Origin of the sequence: Streptomyces sp. NPDC007907 (assembly GCF_042959365.1) — a bacterium.
Classification (GTDB): Bacteria; Actinomycetota; Actinomycetes; order Streptomycetales; family Streptomycetaceae; genus Streptomyces; species Streptomyces indiaensis.
Genome location: NZ_JBIBKR010000004.1, coordinates 293,017 through 315,159, shown reverse-complemented (window position 1 = coordinate 315,159; position 22,143 = coordinate 293,017). Strand labels below are relative to the sequence as shown.

The window sequence follows — 22,143 nt, the reverse complement described above, 5'->3', positions numbered from 1 at the left end:
GGGACCCGGGACCGATCGCTCCCGCGCGGTCCCGGACCGTCGCGCCTCGGGGGCACGCTAACCCCTTGGCACGGCTGCGGTGGTCGGCGAGGCCCGGGCAGCGGGCCTCAGCTCCGGGGGGCGACCTTGTCCCGCGCCGGTTCCCCGCCCTTCGCCGGTCCTTCGTCCTTCGAGGGATCCTCATCCGAGGCCGATTCCTCGCTCGTCGCCGGTTCCTCGCTCGTCGCCGGTTCCCCGTCCGTCAGTGGTTCCCCGTACGTCAGCGGTTTCCCGTCCTCCGCCGGTGCCGGATCGGCCTCGCTCAGGCCGAAGCGTGTGTGGAAGCGGCGCAGCGGGCCCGGGGCCCACCAGGTGGCGCGGCCCGTGAGGCGCATGACTGCGGGGACCAGGAGACTGCGGACGATCATCGCGTCCATCAGGACCGCCAGGGCGATGCCCAGCCCGAGCATCTTGGTGTTGGTCACCCGGGAGGTGCCGATGGCGACCATGACCACGGCCAGGATGACCGCCGCCGCGGTGATCAGGCCGCCCGTGCGCTGCAGGCCATACCGCACGGACCGTTCGTGGTCGCCCGTGTGGTCGTACTCCTCCTTGATGCGGGACAGCAGGAACACCCCGTAGTCCATGGACAGGCCGAACGCCACACAGAACATCAGGACCGGCAGGGTCGTCTCGATGGAGCCGGGGCTGGTGAAACCGAGCAGGCCGGACAGGTGGCCGTCCTGGAAGACCCAGACGACCGCGCCGAACATGGCCGTCAGACTGAGCGCGTTCAGCACGACCGCCTGGACCGGTATCAGCACGCTGCCCGTGAGGAGGAAGACCAGGAGCAGGGTGACGATCGTGATGAAGACGGCCGCGAGGGGCAGGCGCTCCCCGATGGCGTCCTTGGAGTCGACCAGGACCGCCGCCGTGCCGGTCACCTCGGTGGAGAAGGGGGCGTCCACGGCGCGCAGTTCACCGACGAGTCGCTGCGCCGGATCGCCGACCGCCTCGCCCTTCGGCAGCACCGTGAAGTACGCGGAGTCGCCCTTGACCAGCGGCCCGTCCACCCGCAGCGCATCGGGAAGCCGGGCGATCCGTTCCTTGTAGGCGCCGTACTGGGCCTCGGTCGCACGGCCCTCGGCCAGCACTTCGAGGCCGCCGCCGGGGCTTCCTGGGAAGCCCTCCCGGATGTGCTGCTGCACGACGTGGGACTCGGACGCCGAGGGCAGCTGACGGTCGTCGGCGGTGCCGAACTTCACGCCCAGGAAGGGCAGTCCCAGCAGGACGAGGACGGCAGTCGTGCCCAGCGCGAAGACGGGGGCGCGGCGCATGACGAGCGTCGCCGTACGCGCCCAGGCACCGCCCTCCTCCCCGTCCGGCTTCGGACGGTGCCCCCGCCGCCGGAACACACGCCGCAGGTCCCAGGAGTTGACCCGGTGCCCGAGCAGCGTCAGCGCGGCCGGGAGCAGGATCAGCGCGGCCGCCGCGGCCAGCAGGACGACCGCGATCCCGGCGTAGGCGAAGGAGCGCAGGAAGTACTGCGGGAAGACCAGCATCGCGGCCAGAGACACGGCGACGGTGAGGGCGGAGAACAGCACGGTGCGGCCCGCTGTGCGCAGGGTGGTGCCGATCGCCGTCACGGGTTCGGCACCGGTCGACAGTTCCTCGCGGAAGCGGCGGACGATGAACAGGGCGTAATCGATGGCGAGTCCGAGGCCGAGGGCCGTGGTGAGGTTGATCGCGAACACGGACACGTCGGTGAGTTCGGTGAGGGCGCGCAGGATCGCGTTGGTCCCGAGGATGGCGACGATGCCGATGCCGAGTGGCAGCAGGGCCGCGACGGCGCTGCCGAAGACCATCACCAGCAGGACGAGTGTGATCGGCAGGGCGATGAGCTCGGCCCGGGTGAGGTCCTCCTGGATGACCGTCTGCATCTCGTGCCGTACGGCGACCGGGCCGCCGACCGTGACCTCGGCCGGGCCGTGCGCGCCGCGGTAGTGGGGCGCGATGCGCTCCAGGGTCTCGCCGGCGGTCTTCTCGTCGCCGGTGATGCGCGCGGCGATCAGCGCCTCGTGGCCGTCCTGCGAGCGCAGGGCCGCGGCACGGGACTGCCAGTAGGAGCCGATGCCGGTGACACCCCGCTCGCCTGCCAGGCGCTCGGTGAGCCGCTCGGCCTCGGCGGCGACGGCCGGGTCGTCGACCGAGGCGTCGCCCGCGTCGAGCAGGAGCAGCAGATTGGGCTGGGAGCCGGGGAACTCGCGCTCCAGGGCCTTGGTCGCGTGGGTGGACTCGGCGGACGGATCCTCCCAGCCGCCCGCGCCGAGCCGGTCGGCCACACCGCTGCCGGCCAGCACCGCGAGCGCGGTGAGCACCAGCGCCACCAGCAGCGACAGTCTGGGCCGGGCGGTGACGAAACGGGTCCAGCCCCGGACGCGCGGTCGTGTGTTGACTTCGGTCATCGTGCGGTGTCCCCTTCACCGAGACCCGTGTCCAGGCGCAGCCTGACAGCATGGAGCTGCCAAGAACCGGCAAACACGAGAGATCGCTCGCATTTCTGGCTCCAGAATGCGAGTGACCGCTCGCGTTTGTCAATCACGTGATCAGACCTGGGGATAACGCGTGCCCGAGAAGCCCGAGAAAGCCGGTACCGAGACGACGACGGCGACGGCCGAGGACCGCCCGCGCCGCCGCCAGGCCCGCGGCGAGCGCCGCATCACCCAGCTGCTCGAGGCCGCCGCCGCGGTCTTCTCCACGACCGGCTACACGGCCGCCAGCACCAACGCCATCGCCCGCGAGGCAGGCGTCTCCCCGGGCACGCTGTACCAGTTCTTCCCGAACAAGGAAGCGATCGCGATCGAGCTGGGCAGCCGGCTCATGCACGAGATGCGGCAGTCGTACGACGAGATCCTGACCCCGATCGACCCCATGGTGACCCCGCTGGAGGAAGTGATCACCGGAGCCGTCGACCGGTTCATCGAGTTCAACGGCCGTCACCCGGCCTTCTTCGCGCTCATGCACGGCCCCGACATCCCGGGCCGCATCGCCGAGGAGCACGACGCGCTGCACACCACCCTCGTCGCCCGGGTCGAGGCCCTCCTCGTCCCGTTCGTGCCCGACGCGTCCGCTCCGGCCGTCACCCGCACCGCCCAGATGTGCGTCGGCATCTACAAGGCCGGCCTGGAGCTGATCCTGGCCCACGAGGGCGCCGAGCGGGAGGCCTACGTGCAGGAGCTGAAGGACGCCCTCCTGCGGTATCTGCGACCGCTGGCGGGGGCGTCGTGCGCCGATACCCCCTAGGGGTACAGTGGGCGGTGCGGGCCCCCAGCGGACCCCACAGCCCCACCTGCCTCTGCGAGGAGTAACGACATGACCGCCCAGACCGACACCACGGGCCCCGTCACCACCGTCTTCAAGGTGAGCGGCATGAGCTGCGGACACTGCGAGGGCGCGGTGTCCGGCGAGATCTCCCGGATCCCGGGCGTGAGCTCGGTGACGGCCGTCGCCAAGTCCGGCGAGGTCACCGTCGTCTCCGCGGCCCCGGTCGACGACGAGGCCGTGCGCGCCGCCGTCGACGAGGCCGGTTTCGAACTGGCCGGCCGGGCCTGAGCCCCACGAGTTCCGCGACCGGCGAGGTCTGAGACGCGCCGGTCCTGGCACTCGTACCCGTGTACGGGCCGTACGCCGCCGCCCCGGCCCGTACGGCCCTTCGCGCTTCCCGGGCGCGCGCATCACTGGAGTGAGGACATGACCAGCACCACCGTCCCGGCACCGGCCGACCGCGAACCGGCCCTCGCCGAGGTCGAGCTGCTCATCGGCGGGATGACCTGCGCCTCCTGCGCGGCCCGCGTCGAGAAGAAGCTCAACCGCATGGCCGGCGTGACGGCCACGGTGAACTACGCGACGGAGAAGGCACGGATCGCGTACCCCGAGGGCACCGAGGTCGCCGACCTGATCGCCACCGTGGTGAAGACCGGGTACACCGCCGAGGAGCCCGCACCCGCGCGGGAGGAGACCGGCGAGGCCGACGAGGATCCCGAGCTCTCCGCCCTCCGGCGGCGCCTCACCGTCTCCGCCGCCCTCGCCCTGCCCGTGATCCTGCTGGCGATGGTCCCGGCGCTGCAGTTCGACAACTGGCAGTGGCTCTCGCTCACCCTCGCAGCACCGGTCGTCGTCTGGGGCGGACTCCCCTTCCACCGGGCCGCCTGGACGAACGCCCGGCACGGCGCCGCCACCATGGACACGCTGGTCTCCCTGGGCACCCTGGCCGCGTTCGGCTGGTCCCTGTGGGCGCTGTTCCTGGGCGACGCGGGCATGCCGGGCATGCGGCACCCGTTCGAGTTCACCGTCTCGCGCGGGGACGGCGCCTCCGCCGTCTACCTGGAGGTCGCGTCCGGCGTCACCGCGTTCATCCTGCTGGGCCGCTGGCTGGAGGCCCGTTCCAAGCGCCGTGCCGGAGCCGCGCTCAGGGCGCTGATGGAACTCGGCGCCAAGGACGTCGCCGTGCTGCGGGACGGGCGCGAGGTGCGGATCCCGGCGCAGCGGCTGGCCGTCGGCGACCGGTTCGTCGTACGGCCCGGGGAGAAGATCGCCACCGACGGCACGGTCGTCGAGGGAACCTCCGCGGTGGACGCCTCGATGCTGACCGGCGAGTCGGTGCCGGTGGACGTGACGGCCGGGGACCCGGTCACGGGGGCGACGGTCAACGCGGGCGGCCGGCTGGTCGTCGAGGCCACCCGGGTCGGCGCCGACACGCAGCTCGCGCGGATGGCACGGCTGGTGGAGGACGCGCAGAACGGCAAGGCCGAGGTGCAGCGGCTCGCCGACCGGGTCGCGGGGATCTTCGTGCCGGTGGTCCTGCTGATCGCCGTCGCGACGACCGGGGCCTGGCTGGGGCTGACCGGGGACGCCGTCGCCGCGTTCACGGCGGGCGTCGCGGTCCTGATCATCGCCTGCCCGTGCGCGCTGGGCCTGGCCACCCCGACCGCGCTGATGGTGGGCACCGGCCGCGGCGCCCAGCTCGGCATCCTGATCAAGGGCCCGGAGGTCCTGGAGTCCACCCGACGGGTCGACACCGTCGTGCTGGACAAGACCGGCACGGTCACCACCGGCCGGATGACCCTCCAGGAGGTCCACGTCGCCGAGGGCACCGACGAGAAGGAGGTACTGCGGCTCGCGGGCGCCGTCGAGCACGCCTCGGAGCACCCCGTCGCCCGTGCGATCGCGCGGGGCGCCGAGGAGGGCGCGGGTCCGCTGCCGGACGTCGAGGGGTTCGAGAACGTCACCGGGCGGGGCGTACGCGGGCGCGTGGAGGGCCGTGAGGTCGCCGTGGGGCGGCTCTTCGACGACGTGCCGCCCGAGCTGGCCCGCGCGCGGGACGAGGCCGAGCGGGCCGGGCACACGGCCGTCCTGGCCGGCTGGGACGGGACGGCACGGGCCGTGCTGGCGGTGGCGGACGCGGTCAAGGAGAACAGTGCCGAGGCCGTGCGGGAGCTGCGCGCGCTGGGGCTCACTCCGGTGCTGCTGACCGGGGACAACCGGACGGTGGCCGAGACGGTGGCGGCCGCCGTGGGGATCGAGGAGGTGGTGGCCGAGGTCCTGCCCGAGGACAAGGTCGCCGCGGTACGGCGGCTGCAGGCCGAGGGGCGGGTCGTCGCCATGGTGGGCGACGGCGTCAATGACGCGGCCGCGCTCGCCGCCGCCGATCTGGGGCTGGCGATGGGCACCGGCACGGACGCGGCGATCGAGGCGGGTGATCTGACCCTGGTCCGCGGCGACCTGCGGGTGGCGGCGGATGCGATCCGGCTGTCCCGCCGGACCCTGGCCACGATCAAGGGCAATCTGGTGTGGGCCTTCGGCTACAACGTGGCCGCGCTGCCGCTGGCCGCCGCGGGCCTGCTGAACCCGATGATCGCCGGGGCCGCGATGGCCTTCTCGTCGGTCTTCGTCGTCACGAACAGTCTGCGACTGCGGACATTTCGGTGAAGTCGCCCGAATTCCCCCTACGTTCATGGGGAACGCGATTTGAGCCCCTCTGGAGTCCCGAGCCGGGCTCACATAAGCTCTTCACAAGGCTCGCGCATCATCCTTACGCTTGAGCCCCGGACGGGATATCCGGGCTCTTGCGCATCTAACGGACATATGCAAGAGACGCAGATCACAGTGATGTGAACGTAACCATCTGAGAGGTTCGACGGTCTAAGTTGACGATGTCGGGGAGCGTCTTGGGGGGCGCCACCTGGCATCTGGGGATGTCTTGGGGGACTTCCCCAGTTGGGGGTACCTCCCTGCTCGAACGGAGTTGAGAGCTTGGGGGAGCGTTGCCGGGGCACGTACACCGGGAAGCTTTGAGCGGCCCTCCCGGGCGTACGCTGTCCCGGCAGATCGCACCTCACAGAAGTACGGCGAGTTCTGCTCGTTCTGCTCAACAGCGGTTCAGGCGCTGTCCTCACAGACGCCCGGCCGGATCCCGTGGGGGGAATCCGAACCGGGACTGGGAAGGCGCCCTGGTCGTCGGCCCGTGGGGGGACCGACGTCGGGGCGCCTTCTTCATTGCGCAGGAATTCCCGGGAACGATCACGCGACAGCACGCAAAAGCCCCCGCACCCGGCAAGCGGATACGGGGACCGACGCGCTGTTGCCCAGCGCTCAGCGCTTCTCGACGGGAACGAAGTCGCGCTCGACCACGCCCGTGTAGATCTGGCGCGGGCGGCCGATGCGGGAGCCCGGCTCCTTGATCATCTCGTGCCACTGGGCGATCCAGCCCGGCAGTCGGCCGAGGGCGAACAGGACCGTGAACATCTCGGTCGGGAAGCCCATGGCCCGGTAGATCAGACCCGTGTAGAAGTCGACGTTCGGGTAGAGGCTGCGCGAGACGAAGTAGTCGTCGGAGAGCGCGTGCTCCTCCAGCTTCAGCGCGATGTCCAGCAGCTCGTCGGACTTGCCGAGGGCGGACAGCACGTCGTGCGCGGCGGCCTTGATGATCTTGGCGCGCGGGTCGAAGTTCTTGTAGACCCGGTGGCCGAAGCCCATCAGGCGGACGCCGTCCTCCTTGTTCTTCACCTTGCGGATGAAGGTGTCGACGTCGCCGCCGGAGTCGCGGATGCCCTCCAGCATCTCCAGCACGGACTGGTTGGCGCCGCCGTGCAGCGGACCCCACAGGGCGTTGATGCCGGCGGAGATCGAGGCGAACATGTTCGCCTGCGAGGATCCGACCAGGCGGACCGTGGAGGTCGAACAGTTCTGCTCGTGGTCCGCGTGCAGGATCAGCAGCTTGTCGAGCGCGGAGACCACGGTCGGGTCCAGCTCGTACTCCTGCGCCGGGACCGAGAAGGTCATGCGCAGGAAGTTCTCGACGTAGCCGAGGTCGTTGCGCGGGTAGACGAACGGGTGACCGATCGACTTCTTGTACGCGTAAGCGGCGATCGTCGGAAGCTTGGCGAGCAGACGGATCGTCGAGAGGTTGCGCTGGCGCTCGTCGAACGGATTGTGGCTGTCCTGGTAGAACGTGGACAGCGCCGAGACGACCGAGGACAGCATGGCCATCGGGTGGGCGTCGCGCGGGAAGCCCTTGTAGAAGTTCTTGACGTCCTCGTGCAGCAGGGTGTGCTGCGTGATTTCGTTCTTGAACGCCGAGAGCTCGTCGACGGTCGGCAGCTCGCCGTTGATCAGCAGGTAGGCGACCTCCAGGAAGGTGGAGCGCTCGGCCAGCTGCTCGATCGGGTACCCGCGGTAGCGCAGGATGCCCGCCTCACCGTCCAGGTAGGTGATGCCGGATTTGTACGCGGCGGTGTTGCCGTACCCGCTGTCCAGCGTCACCAGACCGGTCTGGGCGCGGAGCTTACCGATGTCGAAGCCCTTGTCACCGACGGTGCTGTCGATCACCGGGTAGGTGTACTCGCCGTCGCCGTACCGCAGTACTACAGAGTTGTCGCTCACGTCTTCCCTCACCGACGTTGTGCCTCATCTTCGAGGTTGCCCTGACTGTCTCTACCATCCCCCACTTGGCTCAGGAGAGTGCACTCGGGGTCGACCATCGGGCCTATTGACGGCACTGAGTGCCGTCAACTTGCTCATCCTGCCCCCTGCGCTCCCCTTCTGGAAGTGGCTTGTGACCTTCACGACTCATTTGATCGATCATTTTTTGCTGAACCGAGCCGGAAGTCGAGTGCCGTGCACCGCCGACCCGCCGAAACGGTGCGCACCGCCTGGCCGATCGCCTTGCGCGAACCGACCAGGACGACCAGCTGCTTGGCCCGGGTGACGGCCGTGTAGAGCAGGTTGCGCTGGAGCATCATCCAGGCGCCCGTGGTGACCGGGATGACGACTGCCGGATACTCGCTGCCCTGGGAGCGGTGGATCGTCACGGCGTAGGCGTGGGCCAGCTCGTCGAGCTCGTCGAACTCGTACGGCACCTCCTCGTCCTCGTCGGTGAGCACCGTCAGGCGCTGGTCGACCGGGTCGAGCGAGGTGACCACGCCGACGGTGCCGTTGAAGACACCGTTCTTGCCCTTCTCGTAATTGTTGCGAATCTGGGTGACCTTGTCGCCGACACGGAACACCCGTCCGCCGAATCTCTTCTCGGGCAGGTCGGGACGGCCCGGGGTGACGGCCTGCTGGAGCAGGCCGTTGAGGGTGCCCGCGCCGGCCGGGCCGCGGTGCATCGGGGCGAGGACCTGGACGTCACGGCGGGCATCCAGCCCGAACTTGGCCGGAATGCGGCGGGCGGCCACGTCGACGGTGAGCCGGCCGGCCTCCTCGGTGTCGTCCTCGACGAAGAGGAAGAAGTCCTTCATGCCGTCCGTGACCGGATGGTGGCCGGCGTTGATCCGGTGCGCGTTGGTCACCACACCGGACTGCTGGGCCTGCCGGAAGACCCGGGTGAGCCGGACCGCCGGGATCGGGCCGCCGTCGGCCAGGAGGTCCCGCAGCACCTCGCCCGCGCCGACGCTGGGCAGCTGGTCGACGTCCCCGACGAACAGCAGGTGCGCCCCCGGCGGGACGGCCTTCACCAGCTTGTTGGCGAGGAGCAGGTCGAGCATGGACGCCTCGTCGACCACCACCAGGTCGGCGTCCAGCGGGCGGTCCCGGTCGTAGGCCGCGTCGCCGCCGGGCCTGAGCTCCAGCAGGCGGTGGACGGTGGAGGCCTCGGCGCCGGTGAGCTCGGACAGGCGTTTGGCGGCACGGCCGGTCGGGGCGGCGAGCACGACCTTGGCCTTCCTGGCGCGGGCCAGCTCCACGATCGAGCGGACCGTGAAGGACTTTCCGCAGCCCGGGCCGCCGGTGAGGACGGCGACCTTCTCGGTCAGCGCCAGCTTGACGGCGGCCTCCTGCTCGGGGGCCAGATCGGTGCCCGTACGTCCCTTCAGCCACGTCAGCGCCTTGTCCCAGGACACGGTCCCGAAGCCCGGCATGCGGTCCTCCTCGGTGCGCAGGAGGCGCAGCAGCTGGGCGGAAAGGGACAGTTCGGCGCGGTGGAAGGGGACGAGGTAGATCGCGGTGACCGGCTCCCCGCCGTCCGGGCCGGGGACCTTCTCCCGTACGACGCCGGGGTCCTCGCCGTCCTGCGGGGGTTCGGCCAGTTCCGCCAGGCACTCGATGACCAGGCCCGTGTCGACCTGGAGAAGCTTCACCGCGTCCTTGATCAGCTGCTCCTCCGGGAGGAAGCAGTGGCCCTGGTCGGTGGACTGGGACAGGGCGTACTGCAGGCCCGCCTTGACGCGCTCGGGGCTGTCGTGCGGGATGCCGACGGACCGGGCGATCTTGTCGGCGGTGAGGAAGCCGATGCCCCAGACGTCGGAGGCGAGGCGGTAGGGCTGGTTCTTCACGACGGAGATGGAGGCGTCGCCGTACTTCTTGTAGATGCGCACGGCGATGGACGTGGACACCTCGACGGTCTGGAGGAAGAGCATGACCTCCTTGATGGCCTTCTGCTCCTCCCAGGCGTCGGCGATCTTCTTCGTCCGCTTGGGGCCGAGCCCGGGCACCTCGATGAGGCGCTTGGGCTCCTCCTCGATGATCCGGAGGGTGTCCGTGCCGAAGTGCTGGGTGATGCGGTCGGCGAAGACCGGACCGATGCCCTTGACCAGGCCGGATCCGAGGTAGCGGCGGATGCCCTGGACGGTGGCCGGCAGGACGGTCGTGTAGTTCTCCACGTGGAACTGCTTGCCGTACTGCGGGTGGGAGCCCCAACGGCCCTCCATGCGCAGGGACTCGCCGACCTGCGCGCCGAGCAGGGCACCGACGACCGTGAGCAGGTCACCGGCGCCTCTGCCGGTGTCGACCCGGGCGACCGTGTAGCCGTTCTCCTCGTTGGCGTACGTGATGCGTTCCAGTACGCCTTCCAGCGTGGCCAGTCGCCGCTCGCCCGTCTGGGCGGCCCCCGCCTGATCGGTCATGATCCGACGGTACCGCCCGGGTACGACAGTGCGGCGGGGGCGGAACGCCGGTGACCCGCGCAGAGGGCGGCCGATCAGGATGCGCACCGGGGGTTCAGCTTTCACCTCGAATTCACAAGAGAGCCTGAAGATTTACGGTTCAAGCATCCCGGCCTCCCCTTTTGGGATTCCTTGCCGTGGAAGAATTCAGGGGTTCGAGAAACGGGGGGCGGACTCGATTCCGGAGCGACCGTGATGCCGATGCGTCCCCCTGGCCCGAGCGCCCTCGGGCGCGCCCCTCGCGGGCACGCTTCCCGTCGGACCATGCGCCGTCGGCACGTTGAGGCTGCTGGTGACGGCTGCGGCGATGTCCGGGGAGCGGGTGATCGTGGCGCCCGGACTTCCGTGCCGCACGGGAAGACACCCGGAACTCCCCCGCACCAGCGGGCACCCTTACCGGAATTCCAGCCCCTTCCGGGTCCCGGGCCGGGTTGATTATCACCCTGCCCGTTCGCTTCCATCCGGCCCCGAAATGACGACGAGGAACGATGTCACCCCAGGCCCAGAGCGTCGCCCTGTGGATCATGTCCCTGGCCATCAACATCACGGCGGCATGCGCGGGGATCGTCTGGGGCTGGGAGGCCTTCGCGCAGTTCCTGCCGCCGGCGTTCGGATCGGTGGTGGGGGCGTCGATGGTGAGCTACAGCCTGCGGCGGTGAGGGCGCCGACCCGAAGGTCGCTGCCCGCATCGAGATATCGTGGTGTGTCGGTTCTCGGCAGGGAGGGTGGCGCATGGCCGCGACGGCGGAACTCGAACCGGACGAGCTGATCGAGGTGTTCAAGGCCCTCGGCAACCCGGCCCGGCTGCAGATCATGCAGTGGCTGAAGGACCCCGAGGCGCACTTCGGCGCGTACGAGCCGATCGCGGACCGGCGGACGGTCGGGGTGTGTGTCACGCACATCCAGGCGAAGGCGGGTCTCGCGCAGTCCACGGTCTCCAGCTACATGAGCACACTCGAACGGGCGGGGCTCGTCCGGCCCACCCGGATCGGCAAGTGGACCCACTACCGACGCGACGAGGAACGGCTGACTCGCTTGGCGCGGGCGATCGGCACCACGGTCTGAGGGCCGACAGGGGACAAACGCATTGACGAATCGCGATACGTCGATATGATTTCCTCATGTCGACCTTCGCTGCCGTGCCCACGGCCCTGATCGTGCACGCCCATCCCGAGCCCCTGTCGTTCAGCTCCGCCCAGATGACCGCCGCTGCCGAGTCCCTTGCCGGGGCCGGCTACCGGGTCGACGTCCTCGACCTCTACGCCGAGGGCTGGGCCCCGGTCCTCGCCCGTGAGGAGTTCGGGCCGGTGGACGGCCCCTTCAAGCCGCAGGCCGAGCAGCTGCGCGCGGTCGAGCTGGGGACGCTGGACGCTGCCGTCCGGGACCATCTCGACCGGCTGCTCGCCGCCGATCTGCTCGTGCTGTCGTTCCCTCTGTGGTGGTTCTCGCTGCCCGCCGTGCTCAAGGGCTGGGTGGACCGGGTCTTCGTGATGGGCGGGGTCTTCGGCGGCGCCCACGGGCTCTTCGGTGAGGCGGCGCTCGCCGGGAAGCGCGCGATGCTGCTGTTCACGACCGGTGGCTCCGACGAGTCGTTCCGGCCCGGCGGCGCCTTCGGCCCGATGGACGACTTCCTGTTCCACATCCACCGCGGAATGCTGGAGTTCGTCGGCTTCGAGGTTCTCGACCCGGTCATCACGTACGGACCGGCCCGTATGACCGAGCTGGAACGAGCAGCGGCGCTTGATTCGGTCAGGGAGTCCGTCGCACGCATCGCGGCAGCCGCCCCGGCCACCGTGTGTTGACTTCGCCGCGCCGTTCACGTCCGGCGGGTGGAGGGCTGGGGCGGCAGCATCACGTCTCCGCTGCGCTTGAGCCGTTGCCAGGGCAGTCGGTAGCCGTTGATCGCGGTCAGGCAGGCCTGGACAAGGACCAGGTACATCACCTGGCGGTAGACGACCTGTTGGAGAGGGAGCGCCCAAAGGGGCCGGAGCCGCTCGCCGTCGAGGTGGAAGGCGTACGCGGCACACATGGCCTGGACGGCCAGCACGCCGCTCCAGGCCAGGACCGTGGTGAGCGGGTTTCCGAACACCAGGCCGTACAGGGCCAGTATGTCGATCAGCGGGGCGAGCAGCGGAATGAAGATCTGGAAGACGGCCAGCAAGGGCAGACCGAGGCGGCCGAAGCGCCCCGCGGTGCCTCGCTCGAGAAGCGCGTGCCGGTGCTTCCACGCCGCCTGCATCGTGCCGTAACTCCATCGGTAGCGCTGGCGCCACAGTTGCCGCAGCGAGGCCGGTGCCTCGGTCCAGGCGAGTGCGTCCGGGGCGTAGCGGATCTCCCACCCTGCCCGGTGCAGGGCCATGGTGATGTCGGTGTCCTCGGCGAGGGTGTCCGCGCTCATCATCCCGGCGTCCCGCAGGGCCTCGACGCGGAACGCCCCCACGGCACCGGGAATGGTGGGCAGGCAGCGCAGCAGGTCGTACACACGGCGGTCGAGGTTGAAGCCCATGACGTACTCGATGTGCTGCCACCGGCCGAGCAGACGCCGGTGGTTGCCGACCTTGGCGTTGCCCGCGACGGCGCCGACACGGGGGTCGGAGAACGGCTGGACCAGGCGGCCGACGGTCGAGGGGGCGAAGACGGTGTCGGCGTCCAGCATGACGACGATGTCGTGTGAGGCCCGCAGGACACCGGTGTTGAGGGCGGAGGGTTTGCCGCCGTTGGACTGCCGGATGACGGTGACGTTCGCGAGGGCGAGGGACTGCGCGAGGTCGGCGGTGCCGTCGTGGGAACCGTCGTCCACGACGATGATCTCGACGCAGTGGTCGCTCGCCGCGAGCGACCGGAGTGTCTTGGGGATGCACAACGCCTCGTCGTAGGCGGGTATGACGACGCTGACGGGCCGGGTGACGGCTCGGTGCGGGCCGCTGGGCGGGCGCCGGTACCGACGGGCGTGGTGGCAGGCCAGGGCCAGCAGGAGCACACACCGTGCGAGGACGAGCGAACCGACCACCAACAGCAGCAGGCTGACGGCGGAGACCGCTGCCCCCGACACGGTGACAGCGGCCACGAAGATGCGGCCCTGCCGCAATTCCCCTGTTCCGACGGGGCTGGTGAGACTGTCGGTGCCCACGAGATCGGCGAGGGTGGTGAAGCGATAACCCTCGGCCTTCAGCCGGGGAATCAAGGTCTTGAGCGCCTCGACGGTCTGTGATCTGTCTCCCCCCGCGTCGTGCAGGAGGACGACCGCGCCCCTGCCCGGCACGTCGGGCGTGGCCGCGTCGGCGATCGCCCGGGCGCCCGGTCGCCGCCAGTCGTTGGTGTCCTGGTCGATGAACGCCAGGACATAGCCCTTCGCGCCCAGACGCCGGGTCATGGCCCAGGCCGGCGCGTCGAGGGCGGAGGTCGTCGAGGAGTAGGGCATCCGCATCAACGACGTGTTGATGCCCGCGGCCCCGGCGAGGGCGAGTTGCGTCAGCGCCAGCTCACGGTCGACGGCGCTCGCCGACTGGGCGGTGAGGTCCGGGTGGGAGAAGGTGTGCACACCGACTTCGTGGCCGGAACGGATCACACCGCGCAGCACGTCCGGGTGTCTGACGATCTGTTGACCGGTGACGAAGAAGGTGCCGGGCGTGCCGTAGTGGTCGAGCACGGCCCGTATGCGGGGTGTCCAGGTGGGGTCGGGGCCGTCGTCGAAGGTCAGGACGATCGTCTTGGCCGGTGTGCGAAAGGTCCGCAGGTGATCGCCGGTGGTGTTGACGACCGGGCCGCCACCGGTGACCCTGCGGGGGACGCCGGTCGTGGGGCGCCCGCCGCGCCCTTCCTGGTCCCCGGCGAAACCGCGCGTGGTGTACCCCTCGACCAGGAGGACGGAGGCGACGAAGGCCAGCAGGACGAGGGGAACGACCACGCGGAACCGATGCCGTGACGACAAGGGCGCTCGCGTCCGTCGCGGACCGGGTGACCTCGGTGAGGGGCCGGGTGAACGGTCGGGGCGCCGCCGCATCAGGGGGCCTCGGCCACCGATGGGTCGGTGGGCGGGGGTGTGACACCGGACGGCGTCGAGGAGCCGGCTGCCGGCCCTGTGGGCTCGGGTGCCGGTGCCGGTGGCGGCGTCTGCACCGGGGGCTCGGGTGCCGTTGGGGCTGTGGTCGGCGGAGCGGGAGAGGGCGGAGGCAGGGCGGGCGCGGTGCCCGTGCCCGGCGCGGGGGCGGAAGGAGTGGCGGCATCACCGGGAACTGGCTGGGCAGGTGGAGTCGTCGGTGCTTGCGGTTCCGGTGTGTCAGAAGGTGCCGAGGGGCCGACGGGTGGGTCCCCCGGTACCAGGGGCGAAGCGACGGGAGGGCCGGGCTCGCTGAACTGCGGAACGAGCAGGTTGCTCGGGCCGCCGCCGGGTTCCGAGAGGCCCGACGCGGGGGGCTCGCCGGGCGCCGGGGGTGTCCGGCCGGGGGTGCGGAGTCCCGGAGCGGTGGGCGCCGCGATGTCGCCGGGCAGGATGGCTCCCGGCGCAAAGGGCGTTGCGCCCATCAGGCTCAGCCCCAGGACCGTCATGTACGTGGCAGCACCGGCGGCCAGCCCGTAGCCGATGCGCCGCAGATACCGCGCACGCCGACCCGAGGCGTCGACGAACACAGGAAGGCTCGGATCACCTGACGATTCCTGTCCCATATGCCCGCTTCTGGGACGAAGAAGCACCATAGCGTTCAGCGTACGCCGCTGTGGCGCGGGCGAGTTCTCCAAGGGACTGGCAAGAATTTCTTACTCCGCCGTGCAACCCTTCCCGCCCCACGGCGGTCGTACTGGGCGTCAGGACTTCTGGAGGGGGATCCGGGGGGATCGCGGGGGTTCTGACGGGAGGGGAAAAGCCGAGGGGGCCCGGTCGACGGACCGGGCCCCCTCGAAACCGTTCGGGGCCGCTCAGGGCTGTTCAGCGGCCCTTCGGAGCTGTCAGAAGAAGACGCCGCACCGCAGCAGGACGTTCGCGTACGGCCGTGCCTCGCCCGTGCGGACCACCAGCCGGGCCCCCGCCGACAACTCCTTGAGCCGTTCGTGCGACACGAGGTCCAGCCCGGGGAACACCCCCTCCAGCAGCGACGACGCCTCCGGGTTGGACTCCCGCAGCTCCCGCGCCGCCGTGGCGCCCTCGACCACCAGCTCGGCCAGCAGCCCGTCCAGCACCTCGGCGAACGCCGGCACCCCGGCCCGGAACGCCAGATCCACCACCCGGGGTCCGTCGGGGATGGGCATGCCCGCGTCGCACACCAGCACCCCGTCGCCGTGACCGAGTTCGGCCAGCGCACCGGCGAGGTGCCGGTTGAGTATCCCGGTCTTCTTCACGGTGCGGGGACTTCCGCCGCCGTCGGGAAGGACGCCTGCGCGCCCTCCTTCGTGACGGTCGCGGCACCCACGCGAGCCGCGTACGCCGCCGCCTCCGCCAACGACTCGCCCGCGCCCAGCCGGTAGGCCAGCGCGGCGGTGAAGGAGTCGCCCGCTCCGGTCGTGTCCACCGCGTCCACCTTCACCGCGGGCACACGGGAGACACCCGCCGACGACGCCACCAGCGCGCCCTGGCCGCCCAACGTCACCACCACCGACCTCGGGCCCTTGGCGAGCAGGATCCGCGCCCAGCCCTCGGGGCTGTCCCCGACAGCGGAGTCGCCCAGGATCACCTTCGCCTCGTGCTCGTTCACGATCAGCGGGTCGCACGCCGCCAGCACCTCTCGCGGAAGGGGGCGGGGCGGCGAGGGGTTCAGCACGAAACGGCTCTCGGGAGCCAGGTTCCGTACGGCCTCCACCACCGTCTCCAGCGGGATCTCCAGTTGTGCCGACACCACCTTGGACCCCTGGAAGAGGCACCCGGCGGCCCTGACGTCCGCGGGCGTGAGGCGGCCGTTGGCGCCGGGCGAGACGACGATGCTGTTGTCCCCCGACGGGTCGACCGTGATCAGCGCGACTCCGGTCGGCGCACCGCCCACCAGGACACCGACCGTGTCGACGCCCGCCGCGCGCTGCGAGTCCAGCAGCAGCCGGCCGTGCGCGTCGTCGCCGACCCGGGCCAGCAGTGCCGTGCGGGCGCCGAGCCGGGCGGCGGCGACCGCCTGGTTCGCGCCCTTGCCGCCCGGGTGGACGGCCAGGTCGGAGCCGAGCACGGTCTCGCCGGCCCCGGGCCGCCGCTGCACTGAGATCACCAGGTCGGCGTTGGCCGACCCCACGACCAGGAGGTCGTAGTCGTACATGAGTCGTCTCCCCACGTGAGTGACATGGACGGGCGGTCCGCACACGCGGTGCGGCCGCCCGCCGTTCCCCGATGTCAGCCGCTGAAGCCGGTCACGTTCTCCTTGGTGACCACCTTCACCGGCACCTTCACCGTCTCCTGGACCTTCTTGCCCCGGAGCGCTTTCAGGGCGTTGTCCACGGCGATCTTCCCCAGCTGGGAGGGTTGCTGCGCCACCGACGCGTACAGCGTGCCGCCCTCGACCGCCTTCAGTCCGTCAGGCGTGCCGTCGAAGCCCACGACCGAGACCGACTTGCCGGCCTTGGACCCCAGCGCCTTGATCGCACCGAGGGCCATCTCGTCGTTGGCGGCGATGACGCCCTGGACGTCCGGGTGGGCCTGGAGCAGGTTCGACATCACGTCGAGGCCCTTGGTGCGGTCGAAGTCGGCCGGCTGCTGGGCGACGACCTGGATGCCCGGGTAGGCCTTCAGGCCGTTCGCGAAGCCCTGCGCGCGCTCCCGGGCCGCTGACGTACCCGCCTGGCCCTGGAGGATCACGATCTTGCCCTTGCCGCCCAGCTTGTCGGCGATGGACTTCGCCGCGAGCTCACCGCCGGCGACGTTGTCGGAGGCGACCAGGGTGTCGACCGCCGCCTTGTTGACGGTCCGGTCGACGGCGATGACCGGGATGTCGGCCTGGTCGGCGGCCTTGACGGAGTTGCTCGCCGCGTCCGAGTCCACCGGGTTGACGATGACCGCGCCCAGGTTCGAACTGGTGAAGTTCTGCAACTGGTTGGCCTGCTGGGAGGCGTCGTTCTGGGCATCGGTGACGGTCAGGTCCACGCCCAGCCTCTTCGCCTCGGCCTGGGCGCCCGACCGGATCTGCACGAAGAAGGGGTTGTTGAGGGTGGACAGCGACAGGCCCATCGTCGGCTTGTCCGAGGAGGAGGAGCCGTTGTGCAGGAAGGACGTGGCGCCGACGATCGCGACGGTGACGACGGCCGCGAGCCCGTACGTCGCCGCCTGCCTCCCCTTGGGGCCGCCGGCACCGGCCGCCACCGGGGTCGCCCCCGCCTTGCGCCGCAGCGTGTCGAACAGCACCGCCAGCGCGATGACCACACCGATGACGACCTGCTGCCAGAACGCCGAGACGTTCAGCAGGTTCAGCCCGTTGCGCAGCACCGCCAGGATCAGCGCGCCGATCAGCGTGCCGGACGCCTTGCCCGTGCCGCCCGCGAGGGAGGCGCCGCCGATGACGACGGCGGCGATCGCGTCCAGTTCGTAGCCGTCGGCGGCCTGAGGCTGCGCGGAGGAGAGCCGGGCGGCGAGCACGACACCGGCGACGGCGGCGAAGACGCCGGAGAAGGCGTAGATGGCGAGCTTCTGCCGCTTCACCCGCAGGCCGGACAGCCGCGCGGCCTCCTCGTTGCCGCCGATCGCGTACATGGAGCGGCCGATGTAGGTCCGGCCGAGCACGAAGGCCGTGATCAGGCCCATCACGATCATCACCAGGACCGGCACGGGCAGCCAGCCGCCGAGGGTGTCGCCCAGGTGGGAGACCGCGTCGGGGAAGGCGATCGGGGAGCCCTCGGAGATGACGAGGGACAGACCGCGGGCCACGGACAGCATCGCCAGGGTGGCGATGAACGGCGGCAGTTTGCCGTAGGAGATCAGGATGCCGTTGACCAGGCCGCAGACGATGCCCGTGGCTATGGCGAGCAGCACGGCGAGGAGGACCGGCACGCCCGCCGAGGTGGCGCTCCAGGCGAGGACCGTGGCGGACAGCGCGGCGACCGAGCCGACCGACAGGTCGATGCCCGCGGAGACGATCACGAACGTCACGCCGAAGGCGAGGATGGCCGTCACGGCCGCCTGCACACCGACGTTGAGGAGGTTGTCCGTCGTCAGGAAGTCGCCGGACAGCGCCGACATCGCGATGACGAGGACGATGAGCGCGGTCAGCGCCCCGTTGTCGAGCAGGAGGCGGCGCAGGCCCCCGGAGGCGCCACCCGCGCCCGTCGTGCTCTTGAGCGTCTCAGTGGCCACGGGAGGCCTCCGTTCCGGTCGTGGTCGTGTTCGGGGTTGTGGGAGTGCTGACGGCGAGGGCCATCACGGCGTCCTGGGTCGCCTCGTCGGCGGAGAGTTCACCGGCGATCCGGCCCTGGGCCATCACCAGCACCCGGTCGCTCATGCCGAGCACCTCGGGGAGGTCGCTGGAGATCATCAGAACGGCCGCGCCGGCGGCGGTGAGTTCGTTGATCAGCTGGTAGATCTCGACCTTGGCGCCGACGTCGATGCCGCGGGTCGGCTCGTCGAGGATCAGCACCTTGGTGTCCGCGAGCAGCCACTTGCCGATGACGACCTTCTGCTGGTTGCCGCCGGAGAGCGTGCGCACGTGCTGGCCGAGCCCGGCCATCCGCACGCGGAGCTGCTGCGCGATCCGCTCGGCGGCCTCGCGCTGCCCCTTGAGGTCGACGAGGCCCGCCCGCGTGGCCGACCGCAGGGTCACCAGACCGAGGTTCTCCGCGACCGAGGCGTCCAGCACCAGGCCCTGGCCCTTGCGGTCCTCGGGAATGAGCCCGATGCCCGCGGTCACGGCCGCGTTGACGTCGGACTTGGCGACCGGGGCGCCCGAGACCCTCACGGTGCCCTTGTCGTAGGAGTCGGCTCCGAAGACCGCCCGTACGACCTCGGTGCGCCCGGCTCCGACCAGTCCCGCGATGCCGACGACCTCGCCGGCGTGCACCTCGAAGCCGACGTCGTGGAAGACGCCGTCCCGGGTGAGTCCCTCGACGGTGAGCAACGCGCGGCCGCGGTCGGCGCGTTCGCGCGGGTACTGCTGCTCGATGGAGCGCCCGACCATGAGCCGTACGAGCTCGTCCTCCGGCGTGGAGGCGGGGACCCGGCCCACGCTCTTCCCGTCCCGGATGACCGTCACGCGGTCACCGAGGGCGGCGATCTCTTCCAGGTGGTGGGTGATGAAGACGATCCCGACGCCGTCCTCGCGCAGCGTGCGCACGATGCCGAAGAGCTTGTCGACCTCCTCGGAGGTGAGCACCGCGGTCGGCTCGTCCATGATCAGCACGCGGGCGTCCAGGCTGAGCGCCTTGGCGATCTCGACCATCTGAAGGCGCGCGATGCCGAGGTCGCGGACCCGCGCGCGGGGCGACACCTCCACGCCGACCCGCTTCAGCAGGACCTCGGCGTCGGCCTCCATCCTCTTCCGGTCGATCATCCCGAACCGGCGCGGCTGGCGCCCCAGGAAGATGTTCTCGGCGACCGTCAGATCCGGTACCAGGTTGAACTCCTGGTAGATCGTGGCGATGCCGAGCCGCTCGGAGTCCTGCGCACCCTGGATACGGGTCTCCTCGCCGCCGACCAGGATCCGCCCGGCGTCGGGGGTGCAGGCGCCGGAGAGCATCTTGATGAGGGTGCTCTTGCCGGCGCCGTTCTCCCCGAGCAGCACGTGCACCTCGCCCCGGCGCAGGTCGAAGTCGACGCCGTCCAGCGCGACCACGCCCGGGAAGGTCTTCCGTATGCCCTCGATGCGCAGCAACTCGTCCGCGTCGCTCACGTCGTGCTCCTTTGCACTGGGGTGGGGTGCTCGCCGCACGAGCGGCGTACGACGAGCCGGGCGGGGAGGGTGACGGACTCGCCGGGCCGCCCCTCGATGCGGTCGACCAGGGCCCGTACGGCTGCCCGGCCCAGCTCGCCCGTGGGCTGGGCGATCGCGGTGATCGGCGGATCGGTGTGCACGAACCACCGGATGTCGTCGAACGCGGCCAGCGCGAGGTCGTCGGGGACGCGCAGGCCACGCGCGCGGACCGCGTCCAGGGCGCCGAGCGCCATCAGGTTGTCGGCGGCGAAGACGACCTCGGGCGGCTCGGCCAGGTCGAGGAACCCCTCGGTGACCCACCGGCCGCTCTCGGCCTGGAAATCGCCCTGCCCGATGTAGGCGTCGGGCAGTTCGAGCCCGTGGGCGCCGAGCGCCTCCCGGAAGGCCTCGACGCGTTCCTGGCCGGTGGTGGTGGCCGCCGGGCCCGCGATGATGGCGAGCCGGCGGTGCCCGAGCCGGTGCAGATGCGCCACGAGGTCCCGTACGGCGGCCCGCCCCTCCGCCCGCACGACCGGTACGTCCACGCCCGGGATCCACCGGTCGACGAAGACCATGGGCGTCCCGGCCCGCGCGGCGTCCAGCATCAGCGGCGAGCCGCCGTCCGTGGGTGACACGAGCAGGCCGTCGATACGGCGGTCCAGGAGGGTGCGTACGTGGTGGTCCTGGAGGTCGGGCCGCTCGTCGGCGTTGCCGATGATGACGCTGTAGCCGAGCGCGCGGGCCTCCTCCTCGACGGAGCGGGCCAGCTCGGTGAAGTACGGGTTCAGTACGTCGCTGATGACCAGGCCGAGGGTGCGGGTCTGGTCGGTGCGCAGGGAGCGGGCGACGGCGTTCGGGCGGTAGCCCAGGGTCTCGACGGCGGCCAGCACGCGGGTGCGTGCGTCGGCGCTGACCGACGGGTGGTCGTTCAGGACGCGCGAGACCGTCGCGACGGAGACGCCGGCCTCGGCTGCGACGTCCTTGATGCTGGCCACCGCCGCTCCACCTCCTTGTGGATCAGTCGTGGGAGCGCCGGGTGAGCGCCCGTGGAATCGATTACACCGACGGGTGGATGGAATCGATTACACGCCGGTAGATCAAGCCCCCGGCGGCACGTCGCAACCGGATCGTGATGTCGCGGGAGGCTCCCCGGCGGTTCAGGGTGGAGGAAGGAGTTCCGTTTCCACGGCGGTTTCGCCGGACCGGAGGCGATGAGTTTCGCCGGCCCGGACGGTCCACCCCCTGTCGACCTCAGGAGGAGAACGGTGTCCCAGCTGCTGCGTGTACAGAACTTCAACGTGTCGAGTGACGGTTTCGGTGCCGGTGAGGGCCAGAGCCTGGAACGACCGTTCGGCCATGCCGATCCCGGCACGATGTTCGCCTGGGCCGGTGCCACGGCGAGCTGGCCCAACCGCACCGACCCGGGCGGGAGCCGCGGCCTCGACGACTACCTGGTGCGCGACTTCCACCACAACATCGGCGCCGAGATCATGGGCCGCAACAAGTTCAGCCCGCAGCGCGGCCCTTGGGAGAACCACGAGTGGCAGGGCTGGTGGGGCGACGAGCCGCCGTTCCACACGCCGGTGTTCGTGATGACCCACCACGAGCGTCCCTCGTTCACCCTCTCCGACACCACGTTCCACTTCGTCGGCGGGGATCCGGCCGAGGTCCTCGCCCAGGCGCGCAAGGCGGCCGGGGGCAAGGACGTACGGCTCGGCGGCGGGGCGACGACCGTCCGGCAGTTCCTGGACGCCGACCTGGTCGACACGCTGCACGTGGCGGTGTCCCCCGGCGTGGTGCTCGGGTCCGGCTCACGGCTGTGGGAGTCCCCCGAGGAACTGTTCGACCGCTTCCACTGCGATGTGGTGCCGAGCCCGAGCGGGGTGGTGCACCACCTGTTCTGGCGGAAGTGACGGCGA

At 70.7% G+C, this 22,143-nt stretch carries 16 protein-coding genes; 7 read left to right on the top strand and 9 right to left on the bottom strand.

Going from position 1 to position 22,143, the window contains the following annotated elements:
- Positions 1 to 107: 107 nt before the first annotated feature.
- A complete protein-coding gene (locus ACFZDI_RS17780; protein WP_391251525.1) occupies positions 108 to 2,444 on the bottom strand; it encodes an MMPL family transporter in 2,337 nt (778 codons plus the stop codon).
- Between the two features lie 160 nt (positions 2,445 to 2,604).
- Here ACFZDI_RS17780 and ACFZDI_RS17775 point away from each other — a divergent pair, with 160 nt between their 5' ends.
- The 3 genes from ACFZDI_RS17775 (at position 2,605) to ACFZDI_RS17765 (ending at position 5,967) form a co-directional block, all read left to right on the top strand.
- A complete protein-coding gene (locus ACFZDI_RS17775; RefSeq protein WP_234847423.1) occupies positions 2,605 to 3,282 on the top strand; it encodes a TetR/AcrR family transcriptional regulator in 678 nt (225 codons plus the stop codon).
- A 69-nt stretch (positions 3,283 to 3,351) separates the two neighbouring features.
- Complete coding sequence (locus tag ACFZDI_RS17770) at positions 3,352 to 3,591, top strand: heavy-metal-associated domain-containing protein (protein WP_234847422.1); 240 nt, start codon at positions 3,352 to 3,354, stop codon at positions 3,589 to 3,591.
- 138 nt (positions 3,592 to 3,729) lie between these two features.
- Entirely contained in the window at positions 3,730 to 5,967 is a 2,238-nt protein-coding gene (locus tag ACFZDI_RS17765; protein WP_391251522.1) for a heavy metal translocating P-type ATPase, read from the top strand.
- A gap of 663 nt (positions 5,968 to 6,630) precedes the next feature.
- On the opposite strand, the gene ACFZDI_RS17760 is transcribed toward ACFZDI_RS17765, so the two are convergent.
- Together ACFZDI_RS17760 and ACFZDI_RS17755 are read right to left on the bottom strand one after the other, a co-directional pair.
- Positions 6,631 to 7,920, bottom strand: a complete 1,290-nt coding sequence (locus ACFZDI_RS17760; protein ID WP_234847420.1) for a citrate synthase — start codon at positions 7,918 to 7,920, stop codon at positions 6,631 to 6,633.
- Positions 7,921 to 8,099: 179 nt separating this feature from the next.
- Complete coding sequence (locus tag ACFZDI_RS17755) at positions 8,100 to 10,379, bottom strand: ATP-dependent RecD-like DNA helicase (protein WP_391251520.1); 2,280 nt, start codon at positions 10,377 to 10,379, stop codon at positions 8,100 to 8,102.
- 527 nt (positions 10,380 to 10,906) lie between these two features.
- Here ACFZDI_RS17755 and ACFZDI_RS17750 point away from each other — a divergent pair.
- The 3 genes from ACFZDI_RS17750 to ACFZDI_RS17740 all read left to right on the top strand — a co-directional run bounded on the left by ACFZDI_RS17750 (position 10,907) and on the right by ACFZDI_RS17740 (position 12,220).
- Entirely contained in the window at positions 10,907 to 11,077 is a 171-nt protein-coding gene (locus ACFZDI_RS17750; protein WP_234847418.1) for a hypothetical protein, read from the top strand.
- Between the two features lie 73 nt (positions 11,078 to 11,150).
- Positions 11,151 to 11,483: a helix-turn-helix transcriptional regulator gene (locus ACFZDI_RS17745; RefSeq protein ID WP_234847417.1), complete on the top strand. Its 333-nt coding sequence runs from the start codon at positions 11,151 to 11,153 to the stop codon at positions 11,481 to 11,483.
- A 56-nt stretch (positions 11,484 to 11,539) separates the two neighbouring features.
- Positions 11,540 to 12,220 carry an NAD(P)H-dependent oxidoreductase gene (locus ACFZDI_RS17740; protein WP_234847416.1) on the top strand — a complete coding sequence of 227 codons (681 nt, stop codon included), beginning with the start codon at positions 11,540 to 11,542 and terminating at the stop codon, positions 12,218 to 12,220.
- Positions 12,221 to 12,234: 14 nt separating this feature from the next.
- Here the strand turns inward: ACFZDI_RS17740 and ACFZDI_RS17735 are convergent, their stop codons facing one another.
- The 6 genes from ACFZDI_RS17735 to ACFZDI_RS17710 form a co-directional block, all read right to left on the bottom strand.
- Entirely contained in the window at positions 12,235 to 14,421 is a 2,187-nt protein-coding gene (locus ACFZDI_RS17735; protein ID WP_391251517.1) for a glycosyltransferase, read from the bottom strand.
- A gap of 941 nt (positions 14,422 to 15,362) precedes the next feature.
- Entirely contained in the window at positions 15,363 to 15,752 is a 390-nt protein-coding gene (gene rbsD / locus ACFZDI_RS17730; RefSeq protein ID WP_391251515.1) for a D-ribose pyranase, read from the bottom strand.
- On the bottom strand, positions 15,749 to 16,651 hold the full coding sequence (locus tag ACFZDI_RS17725; RefSeq protein WP_391251513.1) for a PfkB family carbohydrate kinase: 903 nt from the start codon (positions 16,649 to 16,651) through the stop codon (positions 15,749 to 15,751). Before ACFZDI_RS17725 ends, rbsD begins: the two co-directional genes overlap by 4 nt.
- A gap of 74 nt (positions 16,652 to 16,725) precedes the next feature.
- On the bottom strand, positions 16,726 to 18,675 hold the full coding sequence (locus tag ACFZDI_RS17720; protein ID WP_391251511.1) for a substrate-binding domain-containing protein: 1,950 nt from the start codon (positions 18,673 to 18,675) through the stop codon (positions 16,726 to 16,728).
- Positions 18,665 to 20,203 carry an ATP-binding cassette domain-containing protein gene (locus tag ACFZDI_RS17715; protein ID WP_391251509.1) on the bottom strand — a complete coding sequence of 513 codons (1,539 nt, stop codon included), beginning with the start codon at positions 20,201 to 20,203 and terminating at the stop codon, positions 18,665 to 18,667. Before ACFZDI_RS17715 ends, ACFZDI_RS17720 begins: the two co-directional genes overlap by 11 nt.
- Positions 20,200 to 21,219, bottom strand: a complete 1,020-nt coding sequence (locus ACFZDI_RS17710; protein ID WP_391251507.1) for a substrate-binding domain-containing protein — start codon at positions 21,217 to 21,219, stop codon at positions 20,200 to 20,202. Before ACFZDI_RS17710 ends, ACFZDI_RS17715 begins: the two co-directional genes overlap by 4 nt.
- Before the next feature lie 270 nt (positions 21,220 to 21,489).
- Between ACFZDI_RS17710 and ACFZDI_RS17705 the strand changes: the two genes are divergently transcribed.
- On the top strand, positions 21,490 to 22,137 hold the full coding sequence (locus tag ACFZDI_RS17705) for a dihydrofolate reductase family protein (protein ID WP_234850455.1): 648 nt from the start codon (positions 21,490 to 21,492) through the stop codon (positions 22,135 to 22,137).
- Positions 22,138 to 22,143: the final 6 nt, after the last annotated feature.

Coding starts and splice junctions, on each gene's coding strand:
- ACFZDI_RS17740 (WP_234847416.1), top strand. CDS start 11,540: ATGTCGACCTTCGCTGCCGTGCCCACGGCCCTGATCGTGCACGCCCAT.
- ACFZDI_RS17755 (WP_391251520.1), bottom strand. CDS start 10,379: ATGACCGATCAGGCGGGGGCCGCCCAGACGGGCGAGCGGCGACTGGCC.
- ACFZDI_RS17725 (WP_391251513.1), bottom strand. CDS start 16,651: ATGTACGACTACGACCTCCTGGTCGTGGGGTCGGCCAACGCCGACCTG.
- ACFZDI_RS17750 (WP_234847418.1), top strand. CDS start 10,907: ATGTCACCCCAGGCCCAGAGCGTCGCCCTGTGGATCATGTCCCTGGCC.
- ACFZDI_RS17770 (WP_234847422.1), top strand. CDS start 3,352: ATGACCGCCCAGACCGACACCACGGGCCCCGTCACCACCGTCTTCAAG.
- ACFZDI_RS17735 (WP_391251517.1), bottom strand. CDS start 14,421: ATGCGGCGGCGCCCCGACCGTTCACCCGGCCCCTCACCGAGGTCACCC.
- ACFZDI_RS17780 (WP_391251525.1), bottom strand. CDS start 2,444: ATGACCGAAGTCAACACACGACCGCGCGTCCGGGGCTGGACCCGTTTC.
- ACFZDI_RS17765 (WP_391251522.1), top strand. CDS start 3,730: ATGACCAGCACCACCGTCCCGGCACCGGCCGACCGCGAACCGGCCCTC.
- ACFZDI_RS17745 (WP_234847417.1), top strand. CDS start 11,151: ATGGCCGCGACGGCGGAACTCGAACCGGACGAGCTGATCGAGGTGTTC.